Source organism: Enterococcus sp. DIV1315a (assembly GCF_051712325.1).
Lineage (GTDB): Bacteria > Bacillota > Bacilli > Lactobacillales > Enterococcaceae > Enterococcus > Enterococcus faecalis.
In genome coordinates, this window is record NZ_JBIOOS010000001.1 from 573748 (window position 1) to 595166 (window position 21419).

24 protein-coding genes are annotated in these 21419 nt (G+C 38.2%); 22 read left to right on the forward strand and 2 right to left on the reverse strand.

The window, feature by feature from the left end:
* Positions 1–152: 152 nt before the first annotated feature.
* Complete coding sequence (locus IGJ03_RS02770; protein ID WP_002358773.1) at positions 153–761, reverse strand: 50S ribosomal protein L25/general stress protein Ctc; 609 nt, start codon at positions 759–761, stop codon at positions 153–155.
* 330 nt (positions 762–1091) lie between these two features.
* Between IGJ03_RS02770 and IGJ03_RS02775 the strand changes: the two genes are divergently transcribed.
* Both IGJ03_RS02775 and IGJ03_RS02780 read left to right on the forward strand, forming a co-directional pair.
* Positions 1092–1874, forward strand: coding sequence for a 16S rRNA pseudouridine(516) synthase (locus IGJ03_RS02775; protein WP_002358774.1), 783 nt, complete (start codon positions 1092–1094; stop codon positions 1872–1874).
* Positions 1871–2551, forward strand: a complete 681-nt coding sequence (locus IGJ03_RS02780; RefSeq protein WP_104859277.1) for a YjjG family noncanonical pyrimidine nucleotidase — start codon at positions 1871–1873, stop codon at positions 2549–2551. Before IGJ03_RS02775 ends, IGJ03_RS02780 begins: the two co-directional genes overlap by 4 nt.
* 35 nt (positions 2552–2586) lie before the next feature.
* Here the strand turns inward: IGJ03_RS02780 and IGJ03_RS02785 are convergent, their stop codons facing one another.
* The gene (locus IGJ03_RS02785; protein ID WP_002366240.1) at positions 2587–3042 is read right to left on the reverse strand and encodes a GNAT family N-acetyltransferase; all 456 of its coding nucleotides are present in this window, start codon (positions 3040–3042) and stop codon (positions 2587–2589) included.
* Between the two features lie 174 nt (positions 3043–3216).
* Between IGJ03_RS02785 and udk the strand changes: the two genes are divergently transcribed.
* From udk to IGJ03_RS02885, 20 genes are all read left to right on the forward strand, one after another.
* Positions 3217–3846, forward strand: a complete 630-nt coding sequence (udk, locus tag IGJ03_RS02790) for a uridine kinase (protein ID WP_002355702.1) — start codon at positions 3217–3219, stop codon at positions 3844–3846.
* 169 nt (positions 3847–4015) lie between these two features.
* Entirely contained in the window at positions 4016–4357 is a 342-nt protein-coding gene (locus IGJ03_RS02795; protein WP_002355703.1) for a type II toxin-antitoxin system PemK/MazF family toxin, read from the forward strand.
* 101 nt (positions 4358–4458) lie between these two features.
* Positions 4459–5424, forward strand: a complete 966-nt coding sequence (locus tag IGJ03_RS02800) for a Gfo/Idh/MocA family protein (RefSeq protein ID WP_429861484.1) — start codon at positions 4459–4461, stop codon at positions 5422–5424.
* Between the two features lie 368 nt (positions 5425–5792).
* Positions 5793–7712 (forward strand): BglG family transcription antiterminator, encoded by a 1920-nt coding sequence (locus IGJ03_RS02805; protein WP_375804763.1) that lies wholly within the window; start codon positions 5793–5795, stop codon positions 7710–7712.
* The gene (locus IGJ03_RS02810) at positions 7678–8001 is read left to right on the forward strand and encodes a PRD domain-containing protein (protein WP_002393661.1); all 324 of its coding nucleotides are present in this window, start codon (positions 7678–7680) and stop codon (positions 7999–8001) included. Before IGJ03_RS02805 ends, IGJ03_RS02810 begins: the two co-directional genes overlap by 35 nt.
* A 14-nt stretch (positions 8002–8015) precedes the next feature.
* Positions 8016–8372 (forward strand): glycine-rich SFCGS family protein, encoded by a 357-nt coding sequence (locus tag IGJ03_RS02815; RefSeq protein ID WP_002355707.1) that lies wholly within the window; start codon positions 8016–8018, stop codon positions 8370–8372.
* A 30-nt stretch (positions 8373–8402) separates the two neighbouring features.
* Positions 8403–8759, forward strand: a complete 357-nt coding sequence (locus IGJ03_RS02820) for a DUF4312 family protein (RefSeq protein WP_375804764.1) — start codon at positions 8403–8405, stop codon at positions 8757–8759.
* Between the two features lie 15 nt (positions 8760–8774).
* Entirely contained in the window at positions 8775–9554 is a 780-nt protein-coding gene (locus tag IGJ03_RS02825; protein ID WP_002355709.1) for a DUF4311 domain-containing protein, read from the forward strand.
* Positions 9555–9573: 19 nt separating this feature from the next.
* The gene (locus tag IGJ03_RS02830) at positions 9574–10269 is read left to right on the forward strand and encodes a DUF4310 family protein (RefSeq protein ID WP_002361314.1); all 696 of its coding nucleotides are present in this window, start codon (positions 9574–9576) and stop codon (positions 10267–10269) included.
* A gap of 130 nt (positions 10270–10399) precedes the next feature.
* Positions 10400–11713: a PTS sugar transporter subunit IIC gene (locus IGJ03_RS02835; RefSeq protein WP_002358780.1), complete on the forward strand. Its 1314-nt coding sequence runs from the start codon at positions 10400–10402 to the stop codon at positions 11711–11713.
* A gap of 25 nt (positions 11714–11738) precedes the next feature.
* Positions 11739–12038, forward strand: a complete 300-nt coding sequence (locus IGJ03_RS02840) for a hypothetical protein (RefSeq protein ID WP_002363233.1) — start codon at positions 11739–11741, stop codon at positions 12036–12038.
* 8 nt (positions 12039–12046) lie between these two features.
* Positions 12047–13135, forward strand: coding sequence for a DUF871 domain-containing protein (locus IGJ03_RS02845; RefSeq protein WP_002355714.1), 1089 nt, complete (start codon positions 12047–12049; stop codon positions 13133–13135).
* Positions 13136–13143: 8 nt separating this feature from the next.
* Positions 13144–14253 (forward strand): amidohydrolase/deacetylase family metallohydrolase, encoded by a 1110-nt coding sequence (locus IGJ03_RS02850; protein ID WP_002373486.1) that lies wholly within the window; start codon positions 13144–13146, stop codon positions 14251–14253.
* On the forward strand, positions 14243–15349 hold the full coding sequence (locus tag IGJ03_RS02855; protein WP_010711407.1) for a DgaE family pyridoxal phosphate-dependent ammonia lyase: 1107 nt from the start codon (positions 14243–14245) through the stop codon (positions 15347–15349). Before IGJ03_RS02850 ends, IGJ03_RS02855 begins: the two co-directional genes overlap by 11 nt.
* A 3-nt stretch (positions 15350–15352) precedes the next feature.
* A complete protein-coding gene (gene dagF, locus IGJ03_RS02860; protein ID WP_104859283.1) occupies positions 15353–16096 on the forward strand; it encodes a 2-dehydro-3-deoxy-phosphogluconate aldolase in 744 nt (247 codons plus the stop codon).
* 9 nt (positions 16097–16105) lie between these two features.
* On the forward strand, positions 16106–17116 hold the full coding sequence (locus IGJ03_RS02865; protein ID WP_048736967.1) for a sugar kinase: 1011 nt from the start codon (positions 16106–16108) through the stop codon (positions 17114–17116).
* 93 nt (positions 17117–17209) lie between these two features.
* Positions 17210–18238, forward strand: coding sequence for a hypothetical protein (locus tag IGJ03_RS02870; RefSeq protein ID WP_002355719.1), 1029 nt, complete (start codon positions 17210–17212; stop codon positions 18236–18238).
* Positions 18235–18681 (forward strand): YaiI/YqxD family protein, encoded by a 447-nt coding sequence (locus tag IGJ03_RS02875; protein ID WP_010775653.1) that lies wholly within the window; start codon positions 18235–18237, stop codon positions 18679–18681. The genes IGJ03_RS02870 and IGJ03_RS02875 overlap by 4 nt, the downstream gene beginning before the upstream one ends.
* A 140-nt stretch (positions 18682–18821) precedes the next feature.
* Positions 18822–19892: a D-alanine--D-alanine ligase gene (locus IGJ03_RS02880; RefSeq protein ID WP_002355721.1), complete on the forward strand. Its 1071-nt coding sequence runs from the start codon at positions 18822–18824 to the stop codon at positions 19890–19892.
* Between the two features lie 78 nt (positions 19893–19970).
* Complete coding sequence (locus IGJ03_RS02885; protein WP_048736965.1) at positions 19971–21344, forward strand: UDP-N-acetylmuramoyl-tripeptide--D-alanyl-D-alanine ligase; 1374 nt, start codon at positions 19971–19973, stop codon at positions 21342–21344.
* Positions 21345–21419: the final 75 nt, after the last annotated feature.

A 21419-nucleotide genomic window follows, 5' to 3' on the forward strand; every position in this document is an offset into this window, starting at 1 on the left:
TAATATTCCTCTGTAGCTTCCTAGCTTTGCAGGTGTCATCATTTATATAAAGAAATCAAGACATGCAGTAAAAAGAAAATGGGACGTACGTTGTTTCAACGTACGTCCCATTTCTAAAACTTAAGAGAATCAGCTGAACAAAAGTGTTTTCTTTATTCGGCTAATTCTGGTTCAGTCGTTTCAGCAGCTGTTCCTTCTTCTTCTTCAGGAGCAGTTTGTGCTTCAACAATAGCAACTAGTTGTTCTTCTGGATCAGTTAAAATTTCATAGTCTTTGTGTTCAGGTAAATCAGCGATTGTAAGAGCATCACCAATTTCTAAGTTTGTAATATCTACTTCAATTGATTCTGGCAATTTATCTGGTGTGGCTGCCACTAAAACAGTGTACAAGTTTTGAGCTAAGGTACCCCCAGCTTTCACACCTGCAGATTCACCAATTAATTGAACTTCTGCTTCGACTTCTGTTGTTTCTTTCATATTTACAGATAAGAATTCAACATGAAGCATTTGACCAGTAAAGGTATCTAATTGTGCTTTCGACATTAATGTGTTGATGTTTTTGCCATCAACTGTCATTTTAATAACGGTGTTAGCACCATGTTCGCGTAAAATTTTTGATAAGTCTTTTTCTTCAAAATAGATTGGTGTACTTTCAATTTGGTAACCGTAAACAATGGCAGGTACTTTCCCTTCGTGACGTAGCTGATTTCTTAGTGAACGTGGACGGATAGCTCTTTCTTTAACTTCTAATTGTACTGACATAACCTAATTCCTCCTTGAAATAATGAGTGATTTGGTTAAACTCAGAAACAAAACATAATGGAAAAAAGAAACTCTTTTTTCAGTTGTTCTTGTCTAGAAAAATGCTAACAATAATCAAAAAATCCCCACAAATATTGCCAGGCAACACTCATGGGAATGGTTCATTGTTATCGTTGTTCTCTCCCAGGTCATTACGCTGTTTTTGAGAAACCTTTATTTACTTTACTTATTAACCGTAACACTTATATTTTTATACGTCAAGGAATTACCTTTTTCTACTTTTCATCTTTAACGGATTCCACTATACTAATACCAGAATGGAGCGGAACAATGCGATTAGATAAATTACTAGAAGAACTTCAGTTTGGATCACGCAAAACGGTGAAACGAATAATCAGAGGCAAGCAGGTCACTGTGGATGGCATCGTGACATTAAATGAAAGCCAAAACGTCGATGCGCAATTACAAATGATTAAAGTAAAAGGACAATTAATTTCGCATAAGACACATGTGTACTATATGTTGAATAAGCCAAAAGGTGTGGTTAGCGCTGTTTCAGATGCATCTAAAAAAACAGTCATTGATTTGATTGCGCCGCAAGACAGACGCCCTGGTCTTTATCCAGTGGGCAGACTCGATGGCGATACGGAAGGGTTACTTCTATTAACAGATAATGGACAATTAGGGTATCAATTAATTCGGCCAAATAAAGAAGTAGCGAAATGTTATGAAGTGAAAGTCAATGGTTTGGTCTCTGCAGAAGATTGTGCTAAATTTAAAGATGGAATTGTTTTGCAAGGAGGCATTCAATGTAAGCCAGCAAAAATAACTGTTCTTGCAGCGACTGAAACGGAGAGTCATGTTTTCCTGACTATTCAAGAAGGAAAATTTCACCAAGTGAAAAAAATGTTTTTATCTGTGGGGAAAAAAGTGACTGCTTTAAAACGCCAAACTATGGGGCCGTTGCGGCTAGATCCGCAATTACCTTTAGGTGCTTATCGTTCATTAACAAGAGAAGAGTTACAATTGCTATTGCCTTATTTTTTTATTGAAAAACAACAAACAAGCAAAGCGTTACCGAGTAATTTGAAAAGAGAAGAGGAACGGAAATGAAAACATTGCTTTTTGATGTTGATGATACATTGTTAGATTTTAAATTGGCTGAAAAGAAGGCGCTCCATGCCTTATTTGAAGAAGAAAATGTACCATTTACATCTGAAGTCGAGTCAACGTACCACCGAATTAATCAAGGATTATGGCGTTCATTTGAAGAAGGAAAAATAACAAAAGATGTTCTCCTTGATACACGGTTTGGTTTATTGTTTGACGCGTTTAATCGAGAAGTTGATAGCGTTAAAATGGGAGAAAACTACCGAGAATATTTAAGTCAAGGACATGACTTGCTTGGCAATAGTCAACGTATCTTGGAAAAATTAGCACCCCATTATGATTTATATATTGTGACAAACGGAGTGGCAAAAACACAGTATCGTCGGTTGGAAGATTCGAAATTAATGCCTTATTTTAAAGATATTTTTGTTTCAGAAGAAGTGGGTTATCAAAAACCGATGAAAGAGTATTTTGATTTTGTTTTTGAACGGATCCCTAATTTTAGTCGAGAAAAAACAATGATTATTGGCGATTCTTTGTATTCAGATATTCAAGGAGGCCAACAAGCGAAAATTCAAACTGTTTGGCTCAATCCGACCTCCGCTCCAGCAACACCAACCATTCAACCCAATTATACGATTCAACAGCTAGATGAGTTGTTATCAATTCTTGGGCATTAAAAAACAACATTTCCTGTACAGGAAATGTTGTTTTTTTAACTTAAATGTAACCGTAAGCGAACCATATCCTTTAAAGGCAAGCCGTTTTCTATAATGGGCTCATCATAATGATGGATAAAAAAATCTGGTTCAATATGTGTCATTCGAAAACCGACTTTTTGGTAGAGATATAGCTGTTGAAAGCCTGTGCTCCCAGTCCCAATCTCCAAGTAATCATACTTTTCTTTTTTGGCAAAATCAATGGCAAAATGTAATAATTCTTGCCCGATGCCCCGCCCGCGGCTTTCTTCTGAGACAGCGATGTTTACGATTTCCAATGTCCGTGGGTGAGTCGGCAACAGGACTAAAATTCCTTGAAGTTCTTCAGTCTGATAGTCAAAGCAAATACCGCGGGTAATGTAATCTGCCACCATTTTTTTTGATGGATCTGCCTCATAAAGAAGAGCGTAATGCGCAGTTGTAAGTGCTTCTTTTTTGACTTTTTTAATCATAGGTAGGATTCTCCTTTTATTGATAAGTATACTGTAATTGAAAGAAGTGTGGACAGATTTTTCATAAGAAGATAAAAATCACATGAAAAGTCTTGGAAAAGGTCTGGCATTCTTCAGAGTTTTCATTATAATAGTAAAAGACAATGAAGTTTTTGAAAAGAAAGAGGTTTATACATGAAAGATAGTCAGCCAATTATCATTGGTGTTACTGGCGGATCAGGAAGCGGAAAAACCAGTGTTAGCCGTGCGATTTTTAATAATTTTCCCGATCATTCAATTATGATGTTAGAACAGGATTCTTATTATAAAGATCAGAGCCATTTGAGTTTTGAAGAACGTTTAAATACCAATTATGATCATCCTTTTGCGTTTGATACAGATTTATTGATTCAACATGTTGAACAACTGTTAAACTATCAAGCCATTGAAAAGCCAGTTTATGACTACGTTGCGCATACAAGAAGTACAGAAACGGTGATACAAGAACCGAAAGAAGTAATTATTCTTGAAGGGATTTTAATTTTAGAAGATCGCCGCTTAAGGGATTTAATGGATATTAAAGTGTATGTGGATACAGATGATGACATCCGTATTATTCGTCGAATCAAGCGTGATATGGAAGAACGTGGCCGTACTTTGGATTCTGTGATTGAACAATATTTGACAGTCGTGAAGCCCATGTATCACCAATTTATTGAACCTACGAAACGTTATGCAGATATTATTGTGCCAGAAGGTGGCGAAAACCACGTCGCTATTGATTTAATTAATACAAAAGTGGATAGTATTTTAACAAAAATGTAATAGTCAGCTTAAATAGTCGTCTCTATATCAGAGTCGACTGTTTAAGCTTTTTTTTGACTTTTAAAGGGTGGTTTTATCAAATATTTTAAGGGATAGCTAAAAAGTTGAAAATATTGCAAGAAACAATATGCTATAATTTTTTAAAGGAAAAGGAGGGAAGGGAATCTGAATGATAAAAAGAGGTGAGGTTTTTTATGCGAATCTCTCACCAGTTGTTGGTTCCGAACAAGGTGGGATTCGACCTGTCCTGATTATTCAAAATAACAAAGGTAACTTATTTAGTCCAACGTTGATTGTTGCACCGATTACCCGTAACGTAAGCAAGCGGCTGCAACCAACGCAAGTCCTCATCGAAATTCCCCATAACGAGTGCAGGACGCCATCACTTATTTTGTTAGAACAAATTCGAACATTGGATAAAGAACGAATGCTACACAAGGTTTGTCAACTTTCTCGTGAAGAGATGGAACAGGTCAATCAAGCTTTAAAAGTTAGCGTTGGTATCCGTTAATTTACATATAAAGAAATCGTTTTGGGGAAACGGTTTCTTTTTTTGTTGAAATGGTTTCCAAATATTCGTTTTTCTCGTATAGTGAAAGAGGAGGCGATCACATGGATAAAATTCGTTATGGAATTATGAGTACTGCCCAAATTGTCCCAAGATTTGTAGCAGGGATTCGAGAAAGCGCGCAAGCTGAAGTGCGCGGGATTGCATCAAGGCGTTTAGAGAATGCTCAAAAAATGGCTAAAGAATTAGCGATTCCGGTGGCTTATGGCAGTTATGAAGAGTTATGTAAGGATGAAACAATTGATATTATTTATATTCCCACCTACAATCAAGGACATTACTCAGCAGCTAAGCTTGCGTTATCACAAGGAAAACCCGTCCTACTGGAAAAACCATTTACATTAAATGCTGCTGAAGCAGAAGAACTTTTTGCAATCGCACAGGAGCAAGGGGTTTTTCTAATGGAAGCTCAGAAGTCTGTCTTTTTACCAATTACTCAAAAAGTAAAGGCGACGATTCAAGAAGGGGGATTGGGAGAAATTTTATGGGTTCAGTCAGTTACTGCCTATCCCAATGTGGATCATATTCCCTGGTTTTACTCGAGAGAAGCGGGTGGTGGAGCGCTTCATGGCTCAGGAAGTTATCCATTACAATACTTACAATACGTATTAGGGAAAGAGATTCAAGCGGTTACGGGAACCGCAACGTATCAGCAAGGAGCGACGGATAGTCAATGTAATTTAGCTTTGAAATTTGCTGAAGGGACGCTGGGCAATATTTTTATTAATGTTGGTTTAAAGATACCTAGTGAAATGACCATTTGTGGGACGAAAGGGCAAATCGTTATTCCTAATTTCTGGAAAACAGATTGTGCTTATTATACAGATGCTCAAGGCAACACTGTTAAATGGTCTGAACAATTTACTAGTGAATTTACGTATGAAATCAATCATGTGAATCAATGTTTACAAGACAAAAAGTTAACTAGTCCCGTAATGACGAAAGAATTAACGATAGCAACCGTTAAAATTGTTGAAGGTTTTTATCAAGAATGGTTTGATAACGAATAATTACCACCACTTGCTATCCAAACTATTCTGTGTTAAAGTGTGTTTTATGCGACGAGTTGACTCAATCAGATAGCTTCGGCTATTCCGTTTTGACGGCTAGTGATTGTCAAACACAACGACACCAGATAGTACGGCTATCAGTTACCGGATTTGTAACGTGTCGGACAGAATACTTTTGTGGAGAAGGTTTCTGTCTATTTATGCAAATAAATAGTGTGGTATCCCTTAACAGTAGTAACTGTTAAGGGATTTTTTGTATGAAAAGAGAAGTGTTGCACTTTTATAAGTGCAACTTTTTTGTGTTGTTGAACAGATAAAATAACGCTATAGTTTTAAGTGTAAAGGGAAAAGAAAAGAGGTGACAAGGCATGACCGTGTTGTTGTCCAAAAGAGCGATAAATATTTTATTGATGCTTTTGGATTTGGAAGGGAGTATTACCACGCAAGAATTAGCTGAGAACTTTACTGTCAGCGTTCGAACAATTAAGTATGATTTAGAAGATATTCGTGCTTGGTTTGAACAGCACGATGAGACACTTTATTCAAAACGAAATAAGGGAATCTGGCTAGATTTACCTGACTCTAAACGCTTACTGTTAAAAAATGAAATTATCGATGTCGATCGATTTGAAACCTATCCTGATCAAAAAAGACGAGTCAATGTATTGATTTTTCAGTTATTGTCAGTCAAAGGGTACTTAACGGCACAGCAGCTAGCAGATGAATTATTAGTGAGTCGAAACACAATTGTCAGTGATTTGGAACAGGTCGAACGGTTGCTGCAAGCATATGATTTAACCTTAATTCGCCAAGCACGGCAAGGGTTTACAATTAGTGGTGAAGAAAGCAATGTACGATTACTGATGGAATTTATCACTCAAAAAGAGCTTACAGAATACGATATTTACCAAATTATGAACTATGTGACAAAGACAAAAGGGGCTGAAAAAATCCCTAAAATTAAATTTGGGTCAGGGACATTGTTTCAAGGTTGTTATCGTAGTGCATTGAAAAAAATGCGAAATTTAATTAATCCACTCGATCAAAATCAATTTGATTATGCCGAAATATTATCTATTACGTTGAGAGTGGCAATTGCCGCAGCACGTATGCAGATGGCACATACAATTGGGACTTACCGAGTGTTATCGCAAAAAACACGCTTTGAACAACGGAACGAAGTACCACTTTTACTTTTACAAGAGGTGTTTGAACGGTATGACTTGCCTTTATTAGCGGATGAATATTTTTATATTTATAGTGATTTATTCGGAACCCATCAACGGCAAGATATGGTTCAATTAACAAAGCAAGTGATTGAAAGCGTTTCAAAAGAGCTGAATTATCCTTTTGTAAATGATCGCCAATTATTTACGAACTTGTTTGCACACCTGTCCTTACGTTTTACAAAGAAACATTTATTTATTAATGAATACAATCCGTTTTCTGAAGAAATCAAAGGAAAACACCCAGCGTTATTTTTAGCTATTCAAAGTGCCTGTAAACAATTAATTCAACGTTCTGTTTTGCTAGTCAACGATTCTTTCTGCGCATATATTGCGTTGCATTTTTTGGCAGCTCAGGAACGACAACAGCAGGAAGCTAAAGTTGTTAGGATTGTGTATGTTTGCTCGACGGGCTTAGGTGTGACCAGTTTAATTGAACAAAAAATTTTAGAGGAAGTACCAAACGTTGAACTCGCAGGATTTGCTTCTGTTTTAAATGCAACTGAAGTGATTCAAGCAGAAAAGCCCGATTTGGTATTGAGTATTTTCCCAATTGAAGAAATGACATACCCATTTATTAAAGTTAGTCCATTGTTGACGGACACAGACTTAAGTTTGATTCGGGAAGAGGTCGATAAAATTTTATTAGGGAAACGTCAAGGAAAAGGTACCGCTCGCTCCATGAAATCTGATGTAATTGAAAAAAATGAACGGATACAAAGCCAAGATTTGTTAGTAAAAGCGTATATTATTTATGAAGAGTTAAAACGAATGTTTCAAACAAAGTTACTGAGCGAATATCAAGAAGCCTTTTTACTTCACGTTTTATTAATGACACATCGGATTACGTTTAATAAGCAATGCGAAGAGATTCCTTGTAATAGAGAAGTATCTCATGAAAGGCAAGAAGAAATTCGGCAAATTGAATGTTTATTTGCTAAAAATGAGTTACCTGTCAATCATGCTGAAATTTCAGCATTACTTAATTATTTAGAACAACCAAAGGAGGAAGAGGATGGAACTAGCAATGGAAGCACAGGAGATCATTCGACAAAGTGCTGAACCAGAAAAGCTACAATCGATTATCAAACAAACCAGTGCGCGATTAGCAGAAGCACAAATTGAACCAACGGAATTACAGTGGACGATTTTGATCAACCATCTCAATGAGATGCTGAATCGTTCAAGAGAAGGAACGACATTATCTGGTGTTGATCGGACGTTATTTACGGAACTAACACCAGAAACGTTGAAAATTGCACAAGAAACAACAGAAGCAATTGGTCAGTTATCAGAAGATGAATGGTATGTTTTAGCTGTTCATTTTGAAGTTGCTAAACAAAACAATTAATAGGAGGAAAAGTTATGATTACAGTAGTTATCGCAGATCGTTTAGGAAAAGGACAAAATGTTGCAAAAGGAGTGGAGCAAGCCGGTGGTCGCGCGGTTGTTGTTCCAGGAATGGGCGCTGATATGCGTTTAGGAGATGTGATGCAACAAGAAAAGGCAGATTTAGGCATTTCTTTCTGTGGCAGTGGTGGTGCAGGGGCGTTAACGGCTGCTACTAAATACGGGTATCCCGAAAGACATGGCATGCGATCAATCGAAGAAGGGGTAACAGCAATTAACGATGGGAAAACTGTTCTTGGATTTGGTTTTATGGATCAGGAAGAACTTGGTAAACGAGTAACTGAAGCATTTATTAAGAAACACGGAGCATAGAAAGTAGTAACTTAGAAAGGAGCGGTAATTATGGATGCCACAAAACGGTCAACACAAACCGTGATTGTTTCTGGAAAAGGTAATAAGAAGAATGAAGCTTTTGCAAGTGCATTGAATGATGTTTCAAAAAAAGTATTAAAAGATACAACAGAGGTCCTCATCCGGATTGAACCGAAAGAAGTAACTATTCGTCAGGCAAAAGAACAAGTTTATACAGAAAAATTTCTGTTCTTCTTCTTTCCTAGAAAGAGAGTGATTTATCATGTCGAACTAGCTGTAGAAGTGGAAATCCAAGCCATTGCAGTCGAAGAAGTTGATTTTTTAACGGAAACAATTAAAGAACCGAACGCAGTAGTAGTTCCGTTTCTTTCAAAAAGAGGCGTATAAAGGGAGGAAGAAGGAATGGAATTTGTAATCATTTTGCTGAAGTCATTGCTTATTGGTGGTTTACTAGGTTTTGCAGCTGGCGCAGGCGCTGCTCGGATGTTTCATGCACCACAAACGCAAGGGTTAGGGGCATTTAGAACATTAGGAGAAATGAACGCGGCACAAGGAGATCCAGCATCACACTTTTCTTTTGGTTTAGGTTTTTTCTTTAATGCTTGGGCTTCGGCCGTCGGAGCAGGTGCCTTTACACAAGATGTGACCCACCGGATTGTGCCTAACTGGGCTGCAGCAATTTTATTGGTAAAGGATAAAGATGTCACTAAAACGATGCATAATCCCAAAAAAATGGGGATTGTCGGGGCCTTTGTAGGAATGGCGACTGTGGCTTTCTTAAATAGTACAGCTGCAGCAATTCCAGAATCGCTACAAGTAACAGCAGTTGCGGTGTTGGTACCTGCAGCAACGATTTTAATCAATACTGTGATGCCTGTTTTATTCTGGCTAGCGGCTTTAGATGCAGGAAAACGGACAGGTTTCTGGGGAACATTATTTGGCGGATTATCTCAATTAGTCATGGGCAATGCTGTCCCAGGAGTTGTATTAGGGATCTTAATCGGTAAAGGTGTCGATGATTTAGGGTGGACCCGAATGACACGCGGCATGCTTGGTGCCATTATCTTATTATTTATTTTAAGTGGCTTCTTCCGAGGGTTCGACTTAGAAATGATCGAAAGTTTCCGCTTGTCTATTCCTCAATGGTTAAATAATTTACACAATGTCTTCACCGTTAAATAGAAAAAAGGAGGTCTCATAGATGGAACAGCAAGAAAAAAATGAATGGGCACAACAAGAACAAGAAATTCAAGAAGGTTTAAAAGGCAAAAGTTTTTGGTATGCTGATTGGGGCTTTCCGATTTTAGTCGGGATTATGTCAGCGGCAATTTTTGCAGGAACACATATGTATGTAGTTTATGGTGTGGGCGCCTTTAATGAAGTTTCAATTGTTGCGATGCTAAAAGCTGGTTTAGATGGTGGTTCTTATGGCGCTGCCGCAGCATTTGGTGCAAGTTTCCTGTTTGCACGAATTTTAGAAGGTTCTTTAGTCGGAATTTTAGATTTAGGTGGCTCAATTTTAACGGGGATCGGGATTGGCGTACCTGCAATTTTCCTCAGCATGGGTATTAAAGCACCTGTAGAAAACTTTGGCTTAGCACTTTTAACAGGTGCGCTACTAGGGTTAGCAGTTGGTGGCGTAATTGTGTTGATTCGGAAATTTACTATCAATCAAGGAAATTCCACTTTTGGTGCGGATGTGATGATGGGGGCTGGTAATGCCTCAGGACGTTTCTTAGGCCCGTTAATTATTTTGAGTGCGGCGGGTGCTTCGATTCCTATTGGGATTGGTGCTACATTAGGAGCTTTAGGTTTTTACATTTGGAAAAAGCCAATCGCTGGGGGCGCAATTTTAGGCGCAATGATTTTTGGTGCAATATTCCCGGTTTCTTTATAATAAGAAAAAGCCTTTTGTTTTGCACTTTCTCTGTCATGAATAAGAATAAGCGTTTACATTATAATGTTACTATGTTATTATAAATGCGAAATAATTATTATTTTTATTAGTTGAACGGAGGAATTAACAAATGAATGGTTTTGTACAGTGGATGGAAGTTAAGTTAATGCCGATTGCGAATAAATTTGGTTCGCAACGCCATATGACAGCGATTAGAAAAGGATTAATTGCAACGATGCCTTTAACAATTGTGGGCTCATTCTTTACAATTTTTCAAAATATTCCAATTGAGGCATACACAAAATTGATTGAACCTTATCAAGCAATTTTAGATATTCCTTCCCGCTATACGATGGGATTACTTGCACTTTATGCAACATTTGGGATTGCTTCATCATTGGCCAAAAGTTATAAGCTTGACTCTTTGACGTGTGGAATTTTAGCATTAATGGCCTTTTTAGTAACAGCGGCACCACCAACACGTGTCTTTGAAGATGTTGACAACGTCATTACAGCAGGGCGCTATATTAATTTAGCAAATTTAGGTTCAGCTTCTTTATTTGGTGCGATTGTAACAGCGCTGTTATCTGTTGAAATTTATCGCTTCTTTATTGAAAAAGATATTATGATTAAGATGCCAGATGGCGTACCGCCTGAAGTGTCAAATTCATTTATTGCGTTAATTCCAGGAGCAGTTATTCTTTTATTATTCTGGGTTATTCGCCACGTAATTGGTTTTGATTTGAATGGTTTCTTGAGTACGTTATTAATGCCACTTAAAGGTATCCTTGCTGGTAACAGTTTATTTGGCGGCTTACTAACAGTCTTCTTAATCTGTTTCTTCTGGGTTTTAGGGATTCATGGTCCAGCGATTATGGGCCCAGTTATTCGTCCTTTCTGGGATATGTCGATTGCAGAAAACCTTGAAGCTTTTACCAATGGTGCAAACGTTCATCAGTTACCTAATATTTTTACAGAACAGTTTTTACAATGGTTTATCTGGATTGGTGGCGCTGGAACTACGCTTTCTTTAGTTGTTTTAATGATGTTTTCTAAATCAACGTATCTGAAAAGTCTTGGCCGTTTATCGTTCTTACCAGGCTTGTTTAATATTAATGAACCAGTTATTTTCGGAACGCCGATCGTAATGAATCCTATTTTAGGTATTCCGTTTATCGTGGCACCGTTAATTACCACAACGTTATCTTATTTCTTAACAGTCGCTAATATAATTCCGATGATGGCTGCACGTTTAGCGTTTGCAATTCCAGCACCAATTGCTGCTTGGATGAGTACCAATTGGAGTTTCTCGGCCGCAGTATTAGTGATTGTTAACTTCTTAATTACAATGGCTATCTACTATCCATTTTTCAAAGTTTATGAAAAACAACAATTGGATAAAGAAGCAGAAGAATTAGCAGCTGAACAAGCAGCAAAAAATTAAAAAATGTTAGGGCGGGTGTTCTGATATGAATATCCTGCCCCTTCTAAGTCAGAGAAGAAAGTCAGGAGCGTATAAGATGATTATTTGGTTCATTTTCTTTTTTATCGTTAGTCAAATTATTATAGAAAAAGGGCAGTTGCCTACTGTTGTTTATCAATTTGGTTTGGTAAAGACGTTGGTTTTTACGGCAGTTTGTATTACTCTTTCCATGATAATTGGCGGATTTCTAAATCAACCAGTATTGCTCGTTGGCTCTACAACAATCCTGTGTAGCTCGGTGATTGCTTGGAAATTTCGAAATAAATTTGAAAATAGCGGAGTGTGAGAACGAAGATGAAAAGAGCATTAGGTGTATCAGTTTATCCAGATCATAGTGATATCAATCAAGATAAAGCGTATTTAAAAAAAGCCAGCGAATGTGGGTTTACTCGAATTTTTATGAGTATGTTAGAAGTGACCGATGGCAAAGAAGCGGTTCAGAAAAAATTTAAAGAATTAATTAGTTATGCGAAAAATTTAGGATTTGAAACAATTTTAGATGTCGTTCCAAGTATCTTTGATGAATTGGAAATTTCATATGATGATTTGACTTTTTTCAGCGAATTAGGAGCTGATGGGATTCGGTTGGATACAGGGTTTGATGGAAATAAAGAAGCCATGTTGACGTTTAATCCATTCGGCGTGGCTATTGAGTTGAATATGAGTAATGATGTCGCTTATCTTGATAACATTTTGACGTATGAAGCGAATCGACCTTTCTTATATGGTTGTCATAACTTTTATCCACAAGCGGGAACTGCATTGCCGTATGATTTCTTTGAAAAATGTAGCATCCGTTTTAAAAAGGAAGGTATTCGGACAGCTGCTTTTATTTCATCACAGGTAGGTGAAATTGGTCCTTGGGATGTGAATGATGGGCTACCTACTTTAGAAATGCATAGACAGTTGCCAGTCACTGTTCAAGCTAAACATTTATTTGCAACAAATTTAATTGATGATGTTGTTATCGGAAATGCTTATGCTTCCAACGAAGAATTAGAAGCATTGGGTCAGTTGAATCGTTATCAAACAGAATTGACCATTGTTTTTGAAGAAGCGACTTCTGAAATTGAAAAAGAAATCGTAACAAAAAATCAACATTTTCGCCGTGGAGATATCACTCAGCAGATGATTCGCTCCACAGAAGTGCGTAAAAAATATAAGAATGAAGCTAATCCCCCACATGATAATCAAGCAATGCTACAACCTGGAGATGTTGTTGTGGGAAATGATGCATTTGGAAAATACAAAAATGAATTACAAGTCGTTTTAGAACCACATCAAGACTCACGCAAAAACCGAGTAGGGCGTATTATAGAAGAAGAACTTGTATTATTAGAATTCATTAAGCCTTGGACAAAATTTAGATTTATAGAAAAGTAGGGAAGAATATGGACTACGATTTACTTATAAAAAATGGACAGACAGTAGATGGTATGCCTGTTGAAATTGCAATTAAAGAGAAAAAAATAGCTGCTGTTGCAGCAACTATTTCAGGTTCTGCAAAAGAAACTATCCACTTAGAACCAGGTACTTATGTATCCGCAGGCTGGATAGATGATCACGTTCATTGTTTTGAAAAAATGGCTCTTTATTATGATTATCCAGATGAAATTGGGGTCAAAAAGGGTGTTACGACAGTGATTGATGCTGGGACAACAGGTGCTGAAAACATTCATGAATTTTATGACTTAGCGCAACAAGCAAAAACAAATGTTTTTGGATTAGTCAATATTTCTAAATGGGGCATCGTTGCTCAGGACGAACTCGCAGATTTAAGTAAAGTACAAGCGAGTTTAGTCAAAAAAGCGATTCAAGAATTACCAGATTTTGTTGTAGGGATTAAAGCCCGTATGAGTAGGACCGTTATTGGCGATAACGGCATTACGCCTTTAGAATTGGCCAAACAGATTCAGCAAGAGAACCAAGAAATTCCCTTAATGGTTCACATTGGATCAGCACCGCCTCATTTAGATGAAATTTTAGCCTTGATGGAAAAAGGGGATGTCCTAACCCATTGTTTTAATGGGAAAGAAAATGGTATCTTAGACCAAGCAACGGATAAAATAAAAGACTTCGCTTGGCAAGCGTACAACAAAGGGGTCGTATTTGATATCGGGCATGGTACGGATAGTTTCAATTTTCACGTAGCTGAAACAGCGTTGCGCGAGGGAATGAAAGCTGCATCAATTAGCACAGATATCTACATTCGTAACCGAGAAAATGGTCCTGTTTATGATTTAGCCACAACGATGGAAAAACTCCGTGTAGTCGGCTATGATTGGCCAGAAATTATTGAAAAGGTAACCAAGGCTCCTGCTGAGAATTTCCATTTAGCTCAAAAAGGCACGTTGGAAATAGGTAAAGATGCTGATTTAACGATTTTCACGATTCAAGCAGAAGAAAAAACATTGACTGATTCTAATGGATTGACACGAGTAGCCAAAGAGCAAATTCGCCCAATCAAAACAATTATTGGAGGACAAATCTATGACAATTAGTTACGAAAAATTCCACTTAAAAGAAGTCATTAATGCTTCTGGCAAAATGACCATTCTAGGTGTCTCCAAAGTTTCGGAGGCAGTCCTAGCAGCTCAACGATTCGGTGGTGAACATTTCTTTGAAATGAGTGAACTTAGTGTACAAACAGGGGCCTTTTTAGCCAACTTGTTGAAGGCAGAAGATGCACAAATCGTTTCCTCGGCTTCGGCGGGGATTGCCCAATCGGTGGCTGCCTTGATTGGAAAAGGCAGCTTGTACCACGCGTATCATCCTTATACAGAAAAAATTGAACAGCGAGAGATTGTTTTACCGAAAGGGCACAACGTGGACTACGGCACGCCTGTAGAAGTTATGGTAGCGCAAGGCGGCGGCCAAGTGGTGGAAGCTGGCTACGCCAACATGTGCAGTCCAGAACACGTGGAAATGATGATTTCTGAAAAAACAGCGGCCATTCTATACATCAAAAGCCACCATACCGTGCAAAAAAGTATGCTGACGGTGGCCGAAGCGGCCAAAGTGGCGCAACGCCACAAGGTGCCGCTAATTGTTGACGCGGCAGCAGAAGAAGATCTTTTCAAATACACCGAAGCAGGCGCTGATTTGGTGATTTACAGCGGCGCCAAAGCCATTGAAGGGCCAAGTGCCGGTTTAGTGGTCGGGAAAAAAGAATACATTGACTGGGTGCGCCTACAAGGTAAAGGCATTGGTCGAGCAATGAAAATTGGCAAAGACAATATCTTGGGCTTTACGCAAGCAGTGGAAGAATACTTGGCACATGGCAGTGAATCAGGGGCTTCGATGCAAGAGCGCTTAAAACCGTTTGTTGAAGCTATTAACAACTTGTCAGATTTAACCGCTAAAATCGTCCAAGACGGCGCTGGACGAGACATTTATCGCGCCAGTGTCAAAGTGGACGGCAGAAAAACCGCCAAGGAAGTCATCCAAGCGTTAAAAGCAGAAAGTCCAGCCATTTATACGCGTGAATATCAAGCCAACAATGGCATCATTGAATTTGACATTCGTTCTGTCAATCAAGAAGAAATGAACAAAATCGTGCAACGATTACAAGAAATTATGGACACAAAGGAGAAATAAGCCATGTCATTAAAACCTAATTATTTAGAAGAACGCATTTGTTTAAACGTCTTAGCCAATTCAGTAGAAAATGCCCAAGCCTGTTATGAAGCAGCAGAAGGGCATGTTGTGTTAGGCGTTCTTTCAAAAAACTATGAAACCGATGAAGCAGCCATTGACGATATGAAAAAATACCAAGCAGCAACCAACAACGCTTTATCTGTCGGCTTAGGGGCTGGCGATCCTAATCAAAGTCAAATGGTGGCTCGCTTATCAGAAGTTCTACAACCGCAACACGTGAACCAAGTCTTCACAGGTGTCGGCGCTTCGCGGGCCTTACTTGGTCAAGACGAAACAGTGATTAATGGCTTGGTTTCACCCACAGGCAAAGTTGGCTATGTCAACATAGCGACAGGTCCGTTAAGCTCTGGTGCGCCAGCGGCGGAAGTGCCTATCGAAACCGCCATCAAATTGTTGAAAGACATGGGAGGCAGTTCCATTAAATATTTCCCGATGAAAGGCTTGGCTCACAAAGAAGAATACCAAGCAGTAGCAGCAGCTTGTGCCAAGTATGACTTTTATTTAGAGCCAACAGGGGGCATTGATTTAGAAAACTTTGAAGAAATTGTTCAAATTGCGGTGGATGCCGGCGTTAAAAAAATCATTCCTCATGTCTACAGCTCAATTATCGATCAAGAAACAGGGGACACTAGAACAGAAGACGTGAAAACGTTACTAACCATGATGAAAAACACATTGAATAAGTAGGTGGCAAAGATGAAAATTGCTGCGTTTGGTGAAGTCATGCTTCGTTTCACTCCGCCAGAGTATCTAATGTTAGAACAAACAGAGCAGTTAAGAATGAACTTTGTAGGGACTGGCGTAAATCTCTTAGCAAATTTGGCTCATTTTCAACTAGAAACAGCATTGATTACGAAATTACCTGCCAATCGTCTTGGTGAAGCTGGCAAAGCAGCGTTAAGGAAGTTAGGAATTTCAGATCAATGGGTAGGAGAAAAGGGCGATCATATTGGTAGTTTTTTTGCAGAAATGGGTTATGGAATCCGCCCCACACAAGTAACTTATCAAAATCGCCATCAGAGTGCTTTTGGCATCAGCGAGGCGAAGGACTACGATTTTGAGGCCTTTTTAGCGGAAGTAGATATGGTGCATATTTGTGGTATTTCGTTAAGTTTAACTGAAAAAACTCGTGATGCTGCTTTGATACTTGCGCAAAAGGCGCATGCCTGTCAAAAGAAAGTTTGTTTTGACTTTAATTATCGACCTAGTTTGAATACAGCAAATAGCGCACTCTTTATGCGTCAACAGTACGAACGCATTTTACCTTATTGTGATATTGTTTTTGGCAGTCGTCGTGATTTGGTCGAGCTATTAGGTTTCATTCCGCGAGAAGATTTAGAAGGTGAGGCACAAGAAACTGAACTGATTCAGCGCTTCATGTCTCAATACAATTTGGAATGGTTTGCTGGGACAACGAGAAGTCATTCCCAAAATCAAAACTACTTAAGTGGGTATTTATATACCCAAAATGAGTACCAACGGAGTGAAAAAAGACCGCTTCTTAATCTTGATCGAATTGGTGCTGGTGATGCTTATGCGGCGGGGATTTTATATGGCTATAGCCAAAATTGGTCGTTAGAAAAGGCAGTTATCTTTGCCACAGTCAATGGGGTCCTTGCACATACGATTCAAGGAGATATTCCTTTGACAACGGTCAAACAAGTGAATCACGTTCTTGAGCATCCGAATCTTGATTTAATTCGTTAAAGAAGAAAACCAGAAGAAAAGTCGTGTGTGGCTTTTCTTCTGGTCTTTTTTTCATTATAATTAAAAGAAACAGATTGCAAAGGAGGCAGCAGGATGAGTGTTGCACATCTTTTAACAGTTTTAGAAAATGATGAATTTATTGAACGGATTCAAAAACGACCAGAAGCGTTCATTGGAACGACTGGCTTAGTCGGCTTAGAAAATTTACTTGTTCAGACAATTAACGGTTTATTAGAGTTTTTCATTGAAAAGAATCAAGGGAAAATTGCTATACAGTTATCGCGTCAACAAATCTCTTTTCAGGTATCTTCCACACGACCGCTTGTTTTTGAACAAAAGCAAGTCGATTTAGAACCACCTTTTCTGTATTTATCTGTTTTACAAGCCTTCTCAAAACAAGTAGGAATCAGTATCGATCAAGAAAAACAGCGGACTATTTTTATTTATCATCAAGGGCAATTGAAAAAACGATTATTATTACCTATTGAAGAAACCCAGGAACGAATTGAAGTCTTGTTTTGGCCAGATACGCAAATTTTTGGTACAGAATCACTTTCTTATATGCGTGTTTTACAACAATGTCAACAGATTGCCATGTTGAATCCAGGCTTAAAGATTCTCTTAACACAAGAAGAGGAACAAAAAAATCTTTGTTATTACCCTAAAGGTTTAAGTAATTATTTATTTGAAAAAGATAACCCATTAACTAGAAAAGCCGCACCGATTATTCAAGCCAAGCAAACAGAATTGGCCCTTGTTCAATTTATTTTGAGTAAAAATCATGCGCCGCAAGTGCAAAAAACATTTGTTAATGGGCATTATCCCAGTCTTGGTGGAACCCACTATGAGGGTTTTCTTGATGGCGTAGTGGCCGCCTTTAATCAATTTTTAGAGGAACAACATTACTCATTATCTGTGACAGCAGATAGTTTTTTAGCAGAATTTGATTTTGTTTTAGCCATTACGATACCAAAGCCCCGCTACACGGATGCAACGAAAACCATTTTAAGAAATACAGAGTTATATGAAGTGGTTAAAGAAGTCGTTTTTGACGAATTACAACACTACTTTCAACGTCATCCCAAATGGTTAGAGCAAGGAAGAAGCGAGGGAAATGAATGAAAATTTTTGTCGATGGCGATGGTTCACCTGTGAAAGAGACGGTTATTGAAGTCGCTGTAGAGAAAGCTTTGGATGTGGTGATTGTTACTAGTGTAGATCATTATTCCTTAAAAGATTATCCAGAAAATGTCTCTTTTGTGTATGTTGATAAAGGAGCGGATGCTGCTGATTTTAAAATTGTGCAGTTAATAAAAAAAGGGGATCTTTTAATTACACAAGATTATGGCTTAGCTTCCTTGGTTTTGCCAAAAGGAGTGTCGGTTTTACATCAACTGGGTTATCAATATACGAAAGAAAATATTGATGGATTGTTAGAACAACGCTATTTTAGTGGCCAAATCCGGCGAAAAGGTGGCCGAACGAAAGGACCTAAACCTTTTACAGACAAAGATAGAACAACGTTTAAACAAGCCCTTATTGAGCTGGTGGAACGGAGTCTTTAGCAAGGAAAAGGCAAGCAAAGAATTTTTCCTTCACTAAATTTGCTTCTATTATGAAACTGGGTTTTATGCTAAAATAAGTAAGGATAATTTGAAAAATAATTTTTTCTAAAAGACAGGAAAGAAACTAGGAGGACAAGCATTTGAAGATTATTTTGTTGTATGGCGGCAGAAGTGAAGAGCACGATGTGTCTGTTTTGTCTGCATATTCCGTTTTAAATGCAATCTATTATAAATATTATCAAGTACAGTTAGTCTTTATTAGTAAAGACGGTCAATGGGTAAAAGGCCCTCTTTTATCTGAACGACCACAAAATAAAGAAGTTTTACATTTAACTTGGGCACAAACACCTGAAGAAACAGGCGAATTTTCAGGAAAACGAATCAGTCCTTCGGAAATTTATGAAGAAGAAGCGATTGTTTTCCCTGTTTTACATGGGCCAAATGGTGAAGATGGAACAATTCAAGGATTCATGGAAACCATTAATATGCCTTATGTGGGCGCAGGTGTCTTAGCTAGTGCTAACGCAATGGACAAAATCATGACGAAATATCTTTTACAAACTGTTGGCATTCCACAAGTACCATTCGTGCCAGTTTTAAGAAGTGACTGGAAAGGAAATCCAAAAGAAGTCTTTGAGAAATGTGAAGGTTCTTTAATCTATCCGGTCTTTGTTAAACCTGCCAATATGGGTTCTAGTGTCGGAATTAGCAAAGCGGAAAATCGTGAAGAATTGCAAGAAGCATTGGAAGAAGCTTTCCGTTATGATGCCCGAGCAATTGTTGAACAAGGGATTGAAGCACGTGAAATTGAAGTAGCCATTTTAGGAAATGAAGATGTCCGTACGACTTTACCTGGTGAAGTGGTGAAAGATGTCGCTTTCTATGATTATGATGCAAAATACATCAATAACACGATTGAAATGCAAATCCCAGCGCATGTTCCAGAAGAAGTAGCTCATCAAGCGCAAGAATACGCTAAAAAAGCGTATATTATGTTAGATGGAAGTGGCTTAAGTCGCTGTGATTTCTTCTTAACAAGCAAAAACGAATTATTCCTGAATGAATTGAACACCATGCCTGGTTTTACTGACTTTAGTATGTATCCTTTACTGTGGGAAAATATGGGCTTGAAATACAGTGATTTAATTGAGGAACTGATTCAGTTAGCTTTGAATCGTTTTAAACAACGCCAAGAATTTTATAATAACTAAGAAGAAAAAATCACACAAGACTGGGACATGACAAGACTTTGGCATGTCCCAGTCCCTGTGTCAGAGGAGCAAAACATAATGAAATTAACCTTCTGGGAAGTAGCGCAAGCGGTTGAAGCCAGTAATGATTGGCAACAATGGCCTGATTTTCCTTTAACAGGCATTGAATTTGATAGTCGTAAAATTGTGAAAGGAAACCTCTTTGTTCCTTTACAAGGTGAAAATGATGGTCATCATTTTATTGAGAGTGCCATGGCTAATGGCTGTCAGGCCGCTTTTTGGGGACAGGATTTAGTCGATGCACCGCAACAATTGCCTGTTTTGCATGTTACTGATCCACTGGTTGCTATGCAAAAATTAGCTACCTATTATTTAAATAAAATGCAACCGAATGTCATCGCTGTGACTGGTAGTAATGGAAAAACCACCACTAAAGATTTAATTGCTGCTGTGTTATCTGAAAAGTTTGTGACTTACAAAACGCAAGGCAATTACAATAATCAAATTGGCTTACCCTATACTATTTTACACATGCCTGATGAAACAGAAAAACTGATTTTAGAAATGGGCATGGATCATGCTCAGGAAATTTCTTTCCTTTCCAATCTGGCTCAGCCAGAAGTTGCCGCCATCACAATGATTGGCGAAGCCCATGTGGAAAATTTAGGCTCACGAGCAGGCATTGCACAAGCAAAAATGGAAATCGTAGATGGTTTAGCCAAAGACGGTAGTTTATTTGTGCCAAGCGATGAACCTTTGCTAGAACCATTGGTGGAAAAAGTCACGCAACAAGTGATTACTTTTGGTTTTAGCCAGGAAAGTCAACTTCAAGGAATCGTCACAAATGAAGCCAAAGAGCAAACCTCATTCAAAATCAGTGATACACAAATGACGTTTACGATTCCAGTGCCAGGAACCTATAATGTCACCAATGCATTAATCGCAATTGGCATTGGTCGTTATTTCCAATTAACGGATAGTGAGATTCAAAAAGGGTTGGCTACAGCGAAACTAACAAAGAATCGGACAGAATGGCTGAAAGCAGCGAATGGTGCTGAAATTTTAAGTGACGTGTACAATGCCAATCCGACAGCTATGGGTCTTGTTCTGGACAGTTTTAGCAAAATGTCCAAAGTAGGAAAACGAATTGCTGTTTTAGGAGACATGCTAGAATTAGGTCCTGATTCTGCTGCCATGCATCAAGCAATGGCGCAGCATTTAGCCCCAGATGCGATTGAAGAAGTCTTTTTATATGGTTCTGAAATGGCTTATTTAGCTGATAAATTGCAAGAAACCTATGCACCAGCTAACATTCATTCTTTTAAAAAAGAAGAAAAAAATGAGTTGATTGAAGCTGTCAAAAAAGTTTTACAGCCAGAAGATATGGTGGTTTTAAAGGGAAGTAACGGGATGGGACTTCGTGAAGTCATCGATGCACTTTTGGAAAAGTAAATAAGTTTCATAAAACTTGCTGAAAATAGGATTCTATGATAGAATGACCTATTGCCGGAAGATGACGAGAAAAAT